General features: G+C 63.6%; 9 protein-coding genes. 4 read left to right on the top strand and 5 right to left on the bottom strand.

The window, feature by feature from the left end:
• Positions 1-18: 18 nt before the first annotated feature.
• The 5 genes from JFU57_RS22240 to JFU57_RS22260 all read right to left on the bottom strand — a co-directional run bounded on the left by JFU57_RS22240 (position 19) and on the right by JFU57_RS22260 (position 5,312).
• Entirely contained in the window at positions 19-816 is a 798-nt protein-coding gene (locus JFU57_RS22240) for a PoNe immunity protein domain-containing protein (RefSeq protein WP_201130794.1), read from the bottom strand.
• A 13-nt stretch (positions 817-829) separates the two neighbouring features.
• Complete coding sequence (locus JFU57_RS22245) at positions 830-1,873, bottom strand: hypothetical protein (RefSeq protein WP_201130795.1); 1,044 nt, start codon at positions 1,871-1,873, stop codon at positions 830-832.
• Positions 1,874-1,944: 71 nt separating this feature from the next.
• Complete coding sequence (gene mapR / locus JFU57_RS22250) at positions 1,945-3,354, bottom strand: GntR family transcriptional regulator MpaR (RefSeq protein WP_020300422.1); 1,410 nt, start codon at positions 3,352-3,354, stop codon at positions 1,945-1,947.
• A gap of 104 nt (positions 3,355-3,458) precedes the next feature.
• On the bottom strand, positions 3,459-4,871 hold the full coding sequence (gene ccoG / locus JFU57_RS22255) for a cytochrome c oxidase accessory protein CcoG (protein ID WP_078472118.1): 1,413 nt from the start codon (positions 4,869-4,871) through the stop codon (positions 3,459-3,461).
• A gap of 207 nt (positions 4,872-5,078) precedes the next feature.
• Positions 5,079-5,312 carry a DUF3203 family protein gene (locus JFU57_RS22260; RefSeq protein WP_078472119.1) on the bottom strand — a complete coding sequence of 78 codons (234 nt, stop codon included), beginning with the start codon at positions 5,310-5,312 and terminating at the stop codon, positions 5,079-5,081.
• A 215-nt stretch (positions 5,313-5,527) separates the two neighbouring features.
• Between JFU57_RS22260 and JFU57_RS22265 the strand changes: the two genes are divergently transcribed.
• The 4 genes from JFU57_RS22265 to glgB all read left to right on the top strand — a co-directional run bounded on the left by JFU57_RS22265 (position 5,528) and on the right by glgB (position 14,250).
• Positions 5,528-6,022, top strand: coding sequence for an MgtC/SapB family protein (locus JFU57_RS22265; protein ID WP_078472120.1), 495 nt, complete (start codon positions 5,528-5,530; stop codon positions 6,020-6,022).
• A gap of 546 nt (positions 6,023-6,568) precedes the next feature.
• A complete protein-coding gene (locus JFU57_RS22270) occupies positions 6,569-8,563 on the top strand; it encodes an alpha-1,4-glucan--maltose-1-phosphate maltosyltransferase (protein WP_201130796.1) in 1,995 nt (664 codons plus the stop codon).
• Between the two features lie 111 nt (positions 8,564-8,674).
• Positions 8,675-12,022, top strand: coding sequence for a maltose alpha-D-glucosyltransferase (treS, locus tag JFU57_RS22275; protein ID WP_201130797.1), 3,348 nt, complete (start codon positions 8,675-8,677; stop codon positions 12,020-12,022).
• Positions 12,019-14,250 carry a 1,4-alpha-glucan branching protein GlgB gene (gene glgB / locus JFU57_RS22280; RefSeq protein WP_078472123.1) on the top strand — a complete coding sequence of 744 codons (2,232 nt, stop codon included), beginning with the start codon at positions 12,019-12,021 and terminating at the stop codon, positions 14,248-14,250. Before treS ends, glgB begins: the two co-directional genes overlap by 4 nt.
• Positions 14,251-14,261: the final 11 nt, after the last annotated feature.

A 14,261-nucleotide genomic window follows, 5' to 3' on the forward strand; every position in this document is an offset into this window, starting at 1 on the left:
TGATGAGGAAGATGGGGGTCAGTCGTGGTCGGCGGGCGAGGGGATCGGCGGCGGGCTGAAACGCCGCGCGTATTGCACCAGGTCCCGTGGGTAAATCAGGTGTTTGACCCGGCTGTCATCCAGGTCATAGAGGTAGGCGATGGCAGCCGCCTCGAAGGCCCAGTAGCCAACATACTCGCTGTCATCGACCTGCTGATGGCTGTCGAACCAGGGTGCCTGGGTGAAGGCCGGGTACCACTGGTTGCAGTATTCCTCCAGCAATTCGGCGGCTTCGGCACGGTCCTCGGCATAGATGGCGTTGATCAGCGGCGTATACAGTTCGTGGTACCACTCGTCCAGGTCCAGCCGCTCGGCCAGGAACGGCTTGAGCAGGTCTTCCACCAGGGTGTCTTCGCCGTGATAGCCGGCGCGGTCGAACAGCGCGACGAAACGCGGCAGCAGGTCGCTGCGCTGGAGCAGGATGCACAGGCTGATGACTTGCACATATTCCTCGAACTCATGCACCGCGGACTGGATGTCGAGGGGCGCAATGTCCGGTGCCTCGAGCCAGTCGCCGAGGGCCTGTTGATGGCGCTCGTAATCAAGGATCAAGCGGTCCAGGCGCCCGGCCAGGGAGGCGATGTCGGCCCCGGCGGTGTACTCGAGAATCAGCGCGTTCAGGGTCGCAGTCTGAATTTCCAGGGCTTCCAGTTGTGGGCCCTGTTTGCCCGTATCAGGCGGCATCGGGTGTGCCAGCAACATCTGCTCGGTGCCTGCCAGGCTGTGGCGCAGGTCGTGGTACTGCTGTTGGCTGAGAAAAACCTGTCGTCTGTTCATGGGCGCTCCAGGCTCATTCAAAGATCAGCGGGGTAAAGGGGGCCCGGCGGCCTGAGGTTTCTTCGAACAACTGCGCCAGGTCCGTTTCATCGAGGTCCAGGCCCAGCTCGTCAAGCTCCTCTCGCAACTGTTCGACATCGCCCTCAACGATCTGCAACGGCAGGCGGTGATAGGGCCGCGGGTCTTCGCCGTAATACACCTTGGCCGGGCCGAAGGGCACGTCTTCGAGGCGGGCGAAGCCTTCGTCGTCGAGGCTGCCCTGGCGCTCCGAGCCATCGCTGAAGATCACCCGGTACGCCGCGCCGGACACCGGTTCCAGGTTGCCGTAGTGCAGGTTCAGTTCCAGCCAGTTGCCGCTGCCCTCGCTGCCTTGATTGAGGCTCTGGGTAGTCTTGGCGCCATCGCTGGCCCCGGCCCCCGGCAGGGCGCCGGGGCGTTGTTGGGACTGGGGCTTGAGGAATCGCGCCGGCTCCTGGCTGCCGGTATCGGCTCCCGAACTGTTGCGCTGCACGGCCACCCAGGGGGCGATGCGTTCCTGCAGGGTCTGGATCAGGAACCCGCTGTGCCCCGTGGCTTCGTTGAGGTTATGGCGGACCATGGTCTGTTGCTGCGGGGTCAGCCCGAGGAAGTGCCGGGACTGTTCCACCACCTGCTGCACCAGCAGCATGTCATCCCTCAGGCGTTGCGCGTCGAGGGTCTTCTCCAGCAACTGCTCCGGGCTGGTCTTGATCCGGCAGGCTTCGAGGCTATAGCGGATCAGATCGAACAGGCTGCGGGCATGGCGTTGGGGTGCACGGTTGATGGCACGCAGGATCAGCTTGAGGTCCTGGCCCGGGCCGGGGATCCAGCCCACCAGGGACAAGGCCAGGTCGAAGAAAGCGTCTTCCTCGTCGTCGGCAAAACGCACCGCTTCCAGCTCGAGGATCGCCTGCACCGTGTCGTAGGCGTTGAGCTCCTGGGTCAGCAGCGGCAACCGTCCACGGTAGATGGCCTTGATCAACTGCTCCTTGGCGTCCTGATAGTCGATCAGCGACTCATCGTAGAGGTCTTCGCCCATGGCGCGCTCCATCCCTGGAAAAATTCGAGGGCGGATGCTGCCGCAATTGCCCCCGGGCTGCAAGGCCCGGTTCAGAAAGAACGGACAATCCGCCCCAGGGTTTCCATGGCCCGTTCCATGGCTTCGTCCCATGGGCTGCCGTAGTTCAGGCGGATGCAGTTCCTGAAGCGCTGGGTCGGCGAGAAGATCGGCCCCGGGGCGATGCTGATGCCCTGGGCCAGGGCCATCTGGAACAGTTTCAGCGAGTCCATTTGCGGCGGCAGTTCCAGCCACAGGAAGTAGCCTCCGGCCGGCTGGCTGACCCGGGTCTGGGCCGGGAAGTAGCGGGCAATCGCCGCGAGCATGGCGCTTTGCTGTTCTTCCAGGGCGTAGCGCAGTTTGCGCAGGTGTCGGTCATAACCACCGTGCTGCAGGTAGTCGGCGATGGCGGCCTGGGCCGGCATCGAGGCGCACAGCGAGGTCATGAGTTTCAGGCGTTCGATCTTCTGCGCGTAGCGCCCGGCAGCGACCCAGCCGATGCGGTAGCCGGGGGCCAGGCTTTTGGCGAAGGAGCCGCAGTGCATCACCAGGCCTTCGGTGTCGAAGGCCTTGGCCGGTTTCGGCGCCTGCTGGCCGTAATACAGTTCGGCGTAGACATCGTCTTCGATCAGCGGCACCTGGTGCACCCGCAGCAATTCCACCAGTTCCTGTTTCTTGGCTTCGGGCATGGTCGCGCCCATGGGGTTCTGGAAGCTGGTCATGCACCAGCAGGCCTTGATCGGATGACGCTCCAGGGTCTGCGCCAGCACCCCGAGGTCGATCCCGTCCCGTGGGTGCACGGGGATCTCCACGGCCTTGAGCTTGAGCCGCTCCAGCACCTGCAGGCTGGCATAGAAGGCCGGGGCCTCGATCGCCACCAGGTCACCGGGTTCGGTCACGGCCTGCAGGCACAGGTTCAGGGCTTCCAGGGCGCCGTTGGTGATCAACAGTTCTTCCATGGGCAGCATCAGCCCGCCGACCATGTAGCGCAGGGCGATCTGGCGCCGCAGTTGCGGGTTGCCCGGGGACATGTCGGTGACCACCATGCGCGGGTCCATCTCGCGGCTGGCGCTGGCCAGGGAGCGGGCCAGGCGTTGCAGGGGGAACAGGGTCGGGCTGGGGAAGGCCGAGCCGAAGGGCACGGTGGTCGGGTCCTTGATCGAGTCCAGCACCGAGAACACCAGTTCACTGACGTCGACTTCGGTGGACTCGCTGACCTGGCTGCTGATCACCGGCTCCGAGAACGGGCTTGGCGCATGGGTGTTGACGAAGTAGCCGGAACGCGGCCTGGCGCGAATCAGCCCGCGGCGTTCAAGCAGGTAATAGGCCTGGAATACCGTGGACGGGCTGACCCCGTAGGTCTGGCTGGCGTAGCGCACCGACGGCACGCGCTGGCCGGGGCCCAGGACTCCGGAACGGATCAGTTCGGCGATGTCCTCGGCAAATTTTTCGTAGCGTTTCATCGGTATCCCGCGATGGACTGAATTCGGATTGCTGGTGTGGCGAGGGAGCGGACTCCCTCGCCACAGAGGATCGCTTGCTCAACAAAAGCAGCGCATCTTAAGGCTCAGCGATTCAATGGCGCCACAAAACGGCTTTTGGCCACGCTGTAGACTTCGGGCTGGTCAGTGTCGGTGACTTTGAAACCGATGGTCTGCGAGCTGCTTTGCGGCTTGTCGGTGATCATGGCCACGGACACCGGGAAGTCGGTGATTTCCCCGGGCGCCAGGCTGAACTCGGTCTTGCCTTGCAGCTTGAAGCCATCGCCGTCCACCAGTTCGACGCGATAGTCCTGGCGCTGCTGGGTCTTGTTGATGACCTTGAGGCTGTAGATGTTCTCGATCTGGCCTTCGCTGTTCTCGCGGAACAGCCCACGGTCCTTGCTCACGTCCAGGGACACCATCGGCCGTTCCACCAGGGCCAGGGCCAGGGCGCCGATCATGATCACCAGCACCGCGCAGTAACCGATCAGGCGCGGTCGCAACAGGTGCGTCTTGCCGCCCTGCAACTGATGCTCCGAGGTGTATTTGATCAGGCCGCGGGGGTAATTCATCTTGTCCATGATCGAGTCGCAGGCGTCGATACAGGCCGCGCAGCCGATGCATTCCATTTGCAGGCCGTCGCGGATGTCGATGCCGGTCGGGCAGACCTGCACGCACAAGTGGCAGTCGATGCAGTCGCCGAGGCCAACGTCCGCCGGCTTGACGTCACGCTTGCGCGGACCACGGTTTTCGCCACGGGCCACGTCGTAGGAAATGGTCAGGGTGTCCTTGTCGAACATCACGCTCTGGAAGCGTGCATACGGGCACATGTGCATGCACACCGCTTCCCGCAGCCAGCCGGCGTTGATGTAGGTGGCGCCGGTGAAGAACAGCACCCAGAACAGGCTGACGCCGCCGATCTGCAAGGTCAGCAGCTCTTGGGCCAGGGGCCGGATCGGGGTGAAGTAGCCGACGAAGGTCAGCCCGGTCATCACGCTGATGCCCAGCCACAGCGTGTGCTTGGCCGCGCGTCGTGCCAGTTTGTTCGGCCCCCAGGGCGCCGCTTGCAGCTTGATCCGCTGGTTGCGCTCGCCTTCGGTGACTTTCTCGCACCACATGAACAGCCAGGTAAAGGAGCTCTGGGGGCAGGTGTAGCCGCACCAGACCCGGCCGGCGAACACGGTGATCGCGAACAGGCCGAAGGCGCAGATGATCAGCAACGCCGACAACAGGATGAAATCCTGGGGCCAGAAGGTCGCGCCGAAGATGTGGAACTTGCTTTCGGAAAGGTCCCAGAGCACCGCCTGGCGGCCGCCCCAGTTGAGCCAGACCGTGCCGAAAAACGCCAGGAACAGAAAGCCGGCGCCGGTCACGCGCAAGGTACGGAACAACCCGCTGAAGCTGCGGGTGTGGATTTGGTTGTCGCTGGATTTGGCCTTCATCTTTGGGCGTGAAGGCTCGAATGTTTCTACTAATCGGACGGGGATTCTATCGCTCATGGTCTTTCGCTCATCAGCCTCCATCAGGCAGGTGCACTATGACCATCGATCTGTTTGCATAACAGACTCAGCTATTGCATTAAAAAGCGGATCAGATACGCCTTCGGGGGCTGCCTGCGACAACTTGCTGCACCCTGGCAAACTCCCGCTGGCGCGTGGCGCCGAGCCCTAACGCAGGCGTCGGCGCTTGTCTGTGATCCAGGTCAGTCAAATCACCGACTCACTGTCGGTGGCCTTCAGGTGCTTACGGCCGTCGGTAGCGCCTGCTACGGTCAATGCGTCGGCTTCTGCTTCGGTGATGTATACCCGCTGGCCTTGCAGCTCGACGGCGGACATGGATTTTTCACTGTCGGTGATGATGGTCACTTCGTTGGCGGGCCACTGGCCGCGGACTTCGTCGGTGTCGATGTAACAGATCTGGTTTTCGATACGCAGGCTCATGGCGCGAGTCCTTTTTCAGGGGTGATACAGGTTAGGGCGCCGCAGCCGGGCATGGTTCGGTGCAACCGATTAATGGTCATGGTGGGTGCGGGTGCCGTTGCAACTGCACCGCACTTTTTGCCCTGGGCCGCTGTCCATCCTTGGTCGAGGGCTGCTCGCGTTCAGGTACCGCACGCCGCCGCTCTCCACACAAATCCCCACACAAGGATCGAATCATGAACGCCTGGTGGCATGAAGTCTGGGTAACCTTGCAGGCCGAGTTCGCCGATATCGGCGATGCCAGGCAGCTGACACAAATCACCGTGCGCCTGCTGATTGCGGCGACCCTGGGTGGGATTCTCGGGTTCGAGCGCGAGCACAAGGGCAAGGCCGCCGGGGTACGCACCCATATGCTGGTGGCCTTGGGCGCTGCGTTGTTTGTGCTGGTGCCGCAGATGTCCGGGTCCCAGGCCGATGCCATGAGCCGGGTGGTGCAGGGGGTGATCGCCGGTATCGGTTTTCTCGGGGCCGGGACCATTCTCAAAGGCCGGGAAGACGGCGACGAACAGCACGTCAAGGGCCTGACCACCGCCGCCGGGCTGTGGATGACCGCAGCCATCGGGGTCGCTGCGGGGCTGGGGCGCGAGGCCACCGCCGTGCTCAGCACCTTGCTCGCCCTGGGCGTGTTCAGCCTGATGCCGCGCATCGTGCGCTTGCTGGACAAACCCTAAACCTGTTGCCGCTGCCGAGGCACGAGGCTGCGCTGGGCCTCAAGGCCAGCGTCCGAACGCGGCCCGAGGCAGCGCGCCACTGGCCTGCGAACTCAGCTGCTCAGCATCTTCAGCCTAGGTGTCTAAGCTTCATCCCCTGGGCTCGACAATCACCGGCGGCATGGTGCTGGGCGGATCGCCCTTGGGGGCGGGGTGCTTTCGGGCGGCTCCTGTTCCGGCACCGGTTGCGGTTCGCTGGGGGCAGGGTCGGTTGGTCGATGTTCGGATCGGGGGTTTCTGCCGGAATCGGGATATTCATCGTACTGGCCTCCTTTGTGCTTGGCTTTGCACAGGCTCATGGGGTGGACCCTGGGTGAGGCGAATTGATTCCCTGCCGTTGGCGGCGTCCGTCCGGCCGAGTTCATCCGGCGGCGCCACATTCGGCTGAACTTTTAGCGCGCTGCTCGGTTCGGAACTTAAGTCTCTGAACTTAAGTGCGCCCGTCTGGGCCACGTGTGAATACATCAGGTACAAGAGCGTCCACGGGGCGTTAAGGGGTGATGCTCGATGACTGCTGATAAACCGACTGAGCTGCACTACAACCCGCATTTACCGCTGTCACAGGCCTTGCTGCTGCCACGTATCGCCATCGAAAACACCGAGCCGGTGATCGATGGCGGGCAGTTTGCGGTCAAGGCGGTCGAGGGCGAGACCATCAACGTGCGCAGCAAAGTGTTCGCTGACGGTCACGACAAGCTGGCGGTGCGCGTGCGTTGGCGTGCCGAGGGCGATGAGGTCTGGAACAGCCGGGCCCTGGACGACCTGGGCAACAACGGCTGGGGCGGCCAGTTCAGCGTGCCGACCCAGGGCCTGTATCGATTTTGCATTGAAGCCTGGGTCGATCAGTTCGCCAGCTTCACCTACGAGCTGGAGAAAAAATTCCTCGCCGGGATCCCCGTCAGCCTTGAGTTGCAGGAAGGCCGCAACCAGGTGCAGCTGGCGTTCGAACGCAGCGAGGGCGAGTTGCGCGAGCAGTTGATCGCGTTGCATCACCGGTTGTCCGGGTTGCTGGAAACCGAACAGGTGCAGTTGTTCCTGGCCGCGGACAGTGCGGCGCTGATGGCTGAGGCCGACCATCGGCCCTACCTCAGCCTGAGCCCCGAGTACCCGCTGGACGTCGAACGCTCCCTGGCCCAGTTCGCCAGCTGGTATGAGCTGTTTCCGCGCTCGATCACCGACGATCCCCACCGCCATGGCACCTTTAATGATGTGCACTCGCGCTTGTCGATGATCCACGACATGGGTTTTGACGTGCTGTACTTCCCGCCGATCCACCCCATCGGCCGCAGTTTTCGCAAGGGGCGCAACAATTCCCTGAACGCCGGCCCCGATGATCCCGGTAGCCCCTATGCCATTGGCAGCGAGGAGGGCGGGCATGACGCCATCCACTCCCAGCTCGGCACGCGCGAAGACTTCCGGCGCCTGGTGGCCGCGGCCGCCGAGCACGGCCTGGAAATCGCCCTGGATTTCGCCATCCAGTGTTCCCAGGATCACCCTTGGCTCAAGCAGCACCCGGGCTGGTTCAACTGGCGCCCGGACGGCACCATCAAATACGCCGAAAACCCGCCGAAGAAATACCAGGACATCGTCAACGTCGACTTCTATGCCGCCGAAGCGATCCCCAGCCTGTGGCTGGAGCTGCGGGACATCGTGGTCGGCTGGGTCGAGGAGGGGGTGAAGATCTTCCGCGTCGACAACCCGCACACCAAGCCGCTGCCGTTCTGGCAGTGGTTGATCGCCGATGTGCGGGCGCAGTACCCGGAAGTGATGTTCCTCGCGGAAGCCTTCACCACCCCGGCGATGATGGCGCGCCTGGGCAAGGTCGGTTACTCCCAGAGCTACACCTATTTCACCTGGCGCAACACCAAGAGCGAGCTGGCGACCTACTTCACCGAGCTCAACCAGGCGCCGTGGCGCGAGTGCTTTCGGCCCAATTTCTTCGTCAACACCCCGGACATCAACCCGGCCTTCCTCCATGAGTCGGGGCGCCCGGGGTTCCTCATCCGTGCCGTGCTGGCAACCATGGGCTCGGGGCTGTGGGGCATGTACTCGGGGTTCGAGCTGTGCGAAGCCGCGCCGGTGCCGGGCAAGGAGGAGTACCTGGATTCGGAGAAATACGAGATCCGCCCCCGGGACTTCACCGCGCCGGGCAACATCATTGCCGAGATCGCCCAACTCAACCGCATCCGCCGCCAGAACCCGGCGTTGCACAGCCACCTCGGGCTGACGATCTACAACGCCTGGAACGACAACATCCTGTACTTCGGCAAGCGCAGCGCCGATGGCAGCAACTTCATCCTGGTGGCGGTCAGCCTCGACCCGTTCAACGCCCAGGAAGCTCATTTCGAATTGCCACTCTGGGAGTTGGGCCTGCCCGACGACGCCCAGACCCAGGGTGAGGACCTTATGAACGGCCACCGCTGGACCTGGTACGGCAAGACCCAGTGGATGCGCATCGAACCGCACCAGCCGTTCGGCATCTGGCGCATCAGCAGCCCTTGATCCCGCCCGCCCGGTGCTGGCGCAACCCGCGCGAGCACCGAGAGCAGTGCCAGGGGGAGGTTGACGACCTTCGCGCAGTATCCGGACCCATCACATTTTCAGGAGTTTCCAATGGCGAAGAAGCCCAGACCAGCCACCTTTATCAATGACCCGCTCTGGTACAAGGACGCGGTGATTTACCAAGTGCACGTGAAGTCCTATTTCGACTCCAACAACGATGGCGTCGGTGACTTCCCGGGCCTGATCGCCAAGCTCGACTACATCAAGGAGCTGGGGGTCAACACCATCTGGCTGCTGCCGTTCTACCCGTCACCGCGCCGCGACGACGGCTATGACATTGCCGAATACCGTGGGGTCAGCGCCGACTACGGGACCATGGCCGACGCCAAGCGTTTTATCGCCGAGGCCCACAAGCGCGGGCTGCGGGTGATTACCGAGCTGGTGATCAACCACACTTCGGACCAGCACCCCTGGTTCCAGCGTGCGCGCAAGGCCAAGAAGGGCTCCAAGGCCCGGGACTTCTACGTCTGGTCCGATGACGATCAGAAGTACGACGGCACGCGGATCATCTTCCTCGACACCGAAAAATCCAACTGGACCTGGGACCCGGTCGCCGGCCAGTACTTCTGGCACCGCTTCTATTCCCACCAGCCGGACCTCAACTTCGACAACCCGCAGGTGATGAAGGCGGTGCTGTCGGTGATGCGCTATTGGCTGGACATGGGCATCGACGGCCTGCGCCTCGACGCCATCCCCTATCTGATCGAGCGCGACGGCACCAATAACGAAAACCTGCCGGAGACCCACGTGGTCCTCAAGCAGATTCGTGCCGAGATCGACGCCAATTACCCGGACCGCATGCTCCTCGCCGAAGCCAACCAATGGCCGGAAGACACCCAGCTGTATTTCGGCGATGTGAAGGGCGACAACGGCGATGAATGCCACATGGCCTTTCACTTCCCGCTGATGCCGCGCATGTACATGGCCCTGGCCCAGGAAGATCGCTTCCCGATCACCGACATCCTGCGCCAGACCCCGGAGATTCCCGCCAACTGCCAGTGGGCGATCTTCCTGCGCAACCACGATGAGCTGACCCTGGAGATGGTCACCGACAAGGAACGTGACTACCTGTGGAACTACTACGCCGCCGACCGGCGTGCGCGGATCAACCTGGGTATCCGCCGACGCCTGGCGCCGCTGATGGAGCGCGATCGTCGGCGCATCGAACTGCTCAACAGCCTCCTGCTGTCGATGCCGGGCACACCGACCCTGTATTACGGCGATGAGATCGGCATGGGCGACAACATTTACCTTGGCGACCGCGATGGCGTGCGCACGCCCATGCAATGGTCCATCGACCGCAACGGCGGCTTCTCCCGCGCCGACCCGGCCAGCCTGGTGCTGCCGGCGATCCAGGACCCGCTGTATGGCTATCAGTCGGTCAACGTCGAGACCCAGGCCGGCGACCCACACTCGCTGCTCAACTGGACCCGGCGCATGCTGGCGGTGCGCAAGCAGTCCAAAGCCTTTGGCCGGGGCAGCTTGAAGATGCTGTCGCCGAGCAACCGGCGGATTCTGGCCTACACCCGTGAATACACCGGGGTCGACGGCAAGCACGAAATCATCCTCTGCGTGGCCAACGTCTCGCGCAGTGCCCAGGCCGCGGAGCTGGACCTCTCGGCGTTCGCCGGCATGGTTCCGGTGGAGATGCTGGGGGGCAATGCCTTCCCACCCATCGGCCAGCTGAATTTCCTGCTGACCCTGCCGCCGTACGGTTTCTACTGGTTCGTGCTGGCGGCGGAAAACCAGATGCCGAGCTGGCACGTGGAGCCGGCGCAAAGCCTGCCCGACTTCAACACCCTGGTGCTGAAAAAACGCCTCGAAGAATTGCTCGAAGAGCCGGCACGCACCACCCTGGAGCACACGGCGCTGCCGACCTGGCTGCCCAAGCGGCGCTGGTTCGCCGGCAAGGACAGTGCGATCGAAGGCGTGCGTATCGCCTATGGCGTGCGCTTTGGCGATCCGCAGCATCCGGTGCTGTTCAGCGAACTGGAGGTCACCAGTGGCGGCCAGGTTGGGCGTTATCTGCTGCCTTTCGGCCTGCTGGGCGAAGACCAGTTCGGCGCGGCCTTGCCCCAGCAACTGGCCCTGGCCCGTGTGCGCCGGGGGCGCCAGGTCGGCCTGATCACCGATGCCTTCGCCCTCGACAGTTTTGTGCGAAACGTGCTGCTGGCGCTGCAAGCCAATACGGTGCTGAGTTCGACCCAGGGCGAGATTCGTTTCGAGGCCACCGAGCTGCTGGCGGGCCTGGGCCTGAATGCCGAGTCCGAGGTGCGCTACCTGTCGGCGGAGCAGTCCAACAGTTCGGTCGCGGTCGGCGGCAGCCTGGTGCTCAAGCTGATCCGCAAGGTCGCCGCCGGGGTGCACCCGGAACTGGAAATGGGCGCCTACCTGACGGCCGCCGGCTTCGCCCATATTTCACCCTTGCTGGGTTCGGTGATCCGCCGGGACGAACAGGGCCAGGACAATCTGCTGATGATTGCCCAGGGCTACCTGAGCAACCAGGGCGATGCCTGGGAGTGGACGCAGAACAACCTGGAACGGGCGATCCGCGACGAGATGGCCGAGGTGATTTCCGAGCAGCAACAGCACTACAACGCCCTCGGTGAACTGCAGGACTTTGCCGGCATGCTCGGCCAGCGCCTGGGCGAAATGCACCAGGTGCTCGCGGCGCCCAGCGACAACCCGGACTTTGCCCCGCTCAAGAGCACGGCCAAGGACGCCCAGGCCTGGGGCAAGCAGATCAGCGCCCAGCTCGAGCGGGCCCTGCAATTGCTCAAGCAGCATGAAAATAACCTGGAACCTGCCGATCGGCAGCGGGTCAGTCAATTGCTGCAAGGTAAGAAGGCGATCCTGGCCTATGTGCAAACCCTGGCCAAGCAGGCCATCGGCGGTTTGCGCATCCGGGTTCATGGCGACCTGCACCTGGGACAGGTGCTGGTGATCAAGGGCGATGCCTACCTGATCGACTTCGAAGGCGAACCGGCGCGGCCGCTGGAAGAACGCCGCGGCAAGCACAGCCCGTACAAGGATGTGAGCGGCGTCCTGCGTTCGTTCGACTACGCGGCGGCGATGGCGCTGAATGTGCAAGGGGTGGATAGCTCGGAGCAAGCCCTGGCCAGCCGGCAACGGGTGACCGAACGCTACCTGGCCCAGGCGCGCGAAGCGTTTGTCGAGGCCTATCGCTTGGCAACGGCTAATCTTGCTCATGCCTGGCAGGACAGCGCCGGTGAAGAGGCCTCGCTGTTGTTGTTCGGGCTGGAGAAAGCGGCCTATGAAGTGGCCTATGAGGCCGAGAATCGTCCCGGCTGGTTGGCCGTGCCGTTACGCGGCCTGGTCGGGCTGTTGAGTGCAGTGCAACCCTTTTCCGATACAGCGAGTAGTGGAGAGCAGTCATGAGTTTCTCGAACAAGGAACAGGGTCGGACCGAAGCGGTGTTGCTCCCCAGTGCGAAAGACATCGAAGCGCTGGTGCGCGCCGAACACCATGATCCATTTTCCATTCTCGGCCCCCACGATGACGGGGCCGGTGGGCAGTTTATCCGCGCGTTCCTGCCGGATGCCCTGAGTGTGCAGGTGCTGGCCCGGGACGGCGGCGAAGTCCTCGGCAGCCTGGAGACCGGCCCGGTGCCGGGGCTGTTTCTCGGGCACTTCGCCCAGGCCCGGGATTACCTGCTGCGTATCCAGTGGGCCGGTGGCGAGCAGGTCAGCGAAGACCCCTACAGCTTCGGTCCGCTATTGGGGGAAATGGACCTGTATCTGTTCGCCGAAGGCAACCACCGCGACCTCAGTTCGTGCCTGGGCGCCCAGTTGAAAACCGTGGACGGCGTTGATGGCGTGCGCTTCTCGGTCTGGGCGCCGAATGCGCGGCGGGTGTCGGTGGTGGGTGATTTCAATATCTGGGACGGGCGCCGGCATCCCATGCGCCTGCGCCATCCGTCCGGGGTCTGGGAGTTGTTTATCCCGCGCCTGCAACCGGGCGAGGCCTACAAGTACGAGATCCTCGGCGCCGACGCGATCCTGCCGCTCAAGGCCGACCCCATGGCCCTGGCCACCCAGCTGCCGCCGGACACCGCGTCCCGGGTCGCCGCGCCGCTGAGCATCGATTGGCAGGACGGCGAGTGGATGCAGGCTCGTGGCGAGCGCCAGCGGCCTGACGCGCCCTTGTCGATCTATGAGCTGCACATCGGCTCCTGGCAATGCGAGGTCAACGACCTGGGGGAAGTCGCCCGCCAATACAACTGGCATGAACTGGCTGAGCGGGTGATCCCCTATGTCCAGGACCTGGGCTTTACCCATATCGAGCTGATGCCGATCATGGAGCACCCCTTTGGTGGCTCCTGGGGTTATCAGCCGCTGTCGCAGTTCGCCCCCAGCGCGCGCTACGGTTCGCCGGATGATTTCGCGGCCTTCGTCAACGCCTGCCACCAGGCCAATATCGGGGTCATCCTCGACTGGGTGCCGGCGCATTTCCCGACCGATGCCCATGGCCTGGCGCAATTCGACGGCACCGCGCTGTACGAATACGGCAACCCCCTGGAAGGCTTTCACCAGGATTGGGACACCCTGATCTACAACCTGGGGCGCACCGAAGTCCACGGCTTCATGCTGGCTTCGGCGTTGCACTGGCTCAAGCATTTCCACGTCGACGGCCTGCGGGTCGATGCCGTGGCCTCGATGCTCTACCGCGACTATTCGCGCAAGGCCGGCGAGTGGGTGCCGAACCGTCACGGAGGCCGGGAAAACCTGGAGGCGATCGACTTCCTGCGCCACCTCAATGACGTGGTGGCCCTGGAAGCGCCGGGCGCATTGGTGATTGCCGAAGAGTCCACCGCCTGGCCCGGGGTCAGCCAGAGTACCCAGCAGGGCGGCCTGGGGTTTGCCTACAAGTGGAACATGGGCTGGATGCACGACTCCCTGCATTACATCCAGCAGGACCCGGTGTACCGCGCCCACCACCACAACGAGCTGAGTTTTGGCCTGGTGTATGCCTGGTCCGAGCGGTTTATCCTGCCGATCTCCCACGATGAAGTGGTGCACGGCAAGCATTCGCTGATCGACAAGATGCCGGGCGACCGCTGGCAGAAATTCGCCAACCTGCGGGCTTACCTGAGTTTCATGTGGGCCCATCCGGGCAAGAAGCTGCTGTTCATGGGCTGCGAGTTCGGCCAGTGGCGCGAGTGGAACCACGATCAGCAACTGGACTGGTACCTGCTGCAATATCCGGAGCACCGTGGGGTGCAGAAGCTGGTGGGCGACCTCAACCGCCTGTACTGCCAGGAGCCGGCGCTGCACGACCAGGACGATGCACCCCAGGGCTTCCAGTGGCTGATTGGTGATGACGCGATCAACAGCGTGTATGCCTGGTTGCGCTGGAGCAAGGACGGCAAGCCGTTGCTGGTGGTGGCCAACTTTACCCCGGTGCCGCGTCAGGCCTACCGCATCGGCGTGCCGTTCGCCGGGCGTTGGAGCGAAGTGCTCAACAGCGATGCCGAGACCTACGCCGGCTCCAACTACGGCAACTCCGGCGGCGCCTTCACCGAAGACGTCGCCAGTCATGGCCAGGCGCTGTCCCTGGTGCTCAACCTGCCGCCGTTGGCCGTCCTCATCCTGCGCCCCGAAGCCTGACCGTCGTCGCA

The organism is Pseudomonas sp. TH07 (assembly GCF_016651285.1).
In the GTDB taxonomy this organism is placed as follows: domain Bacteria; phylum Pseudomonadota; class Gammaproteobacteria; order Pseudomonadales; family Pseudomonadaceae; genus Aquipseudomonas.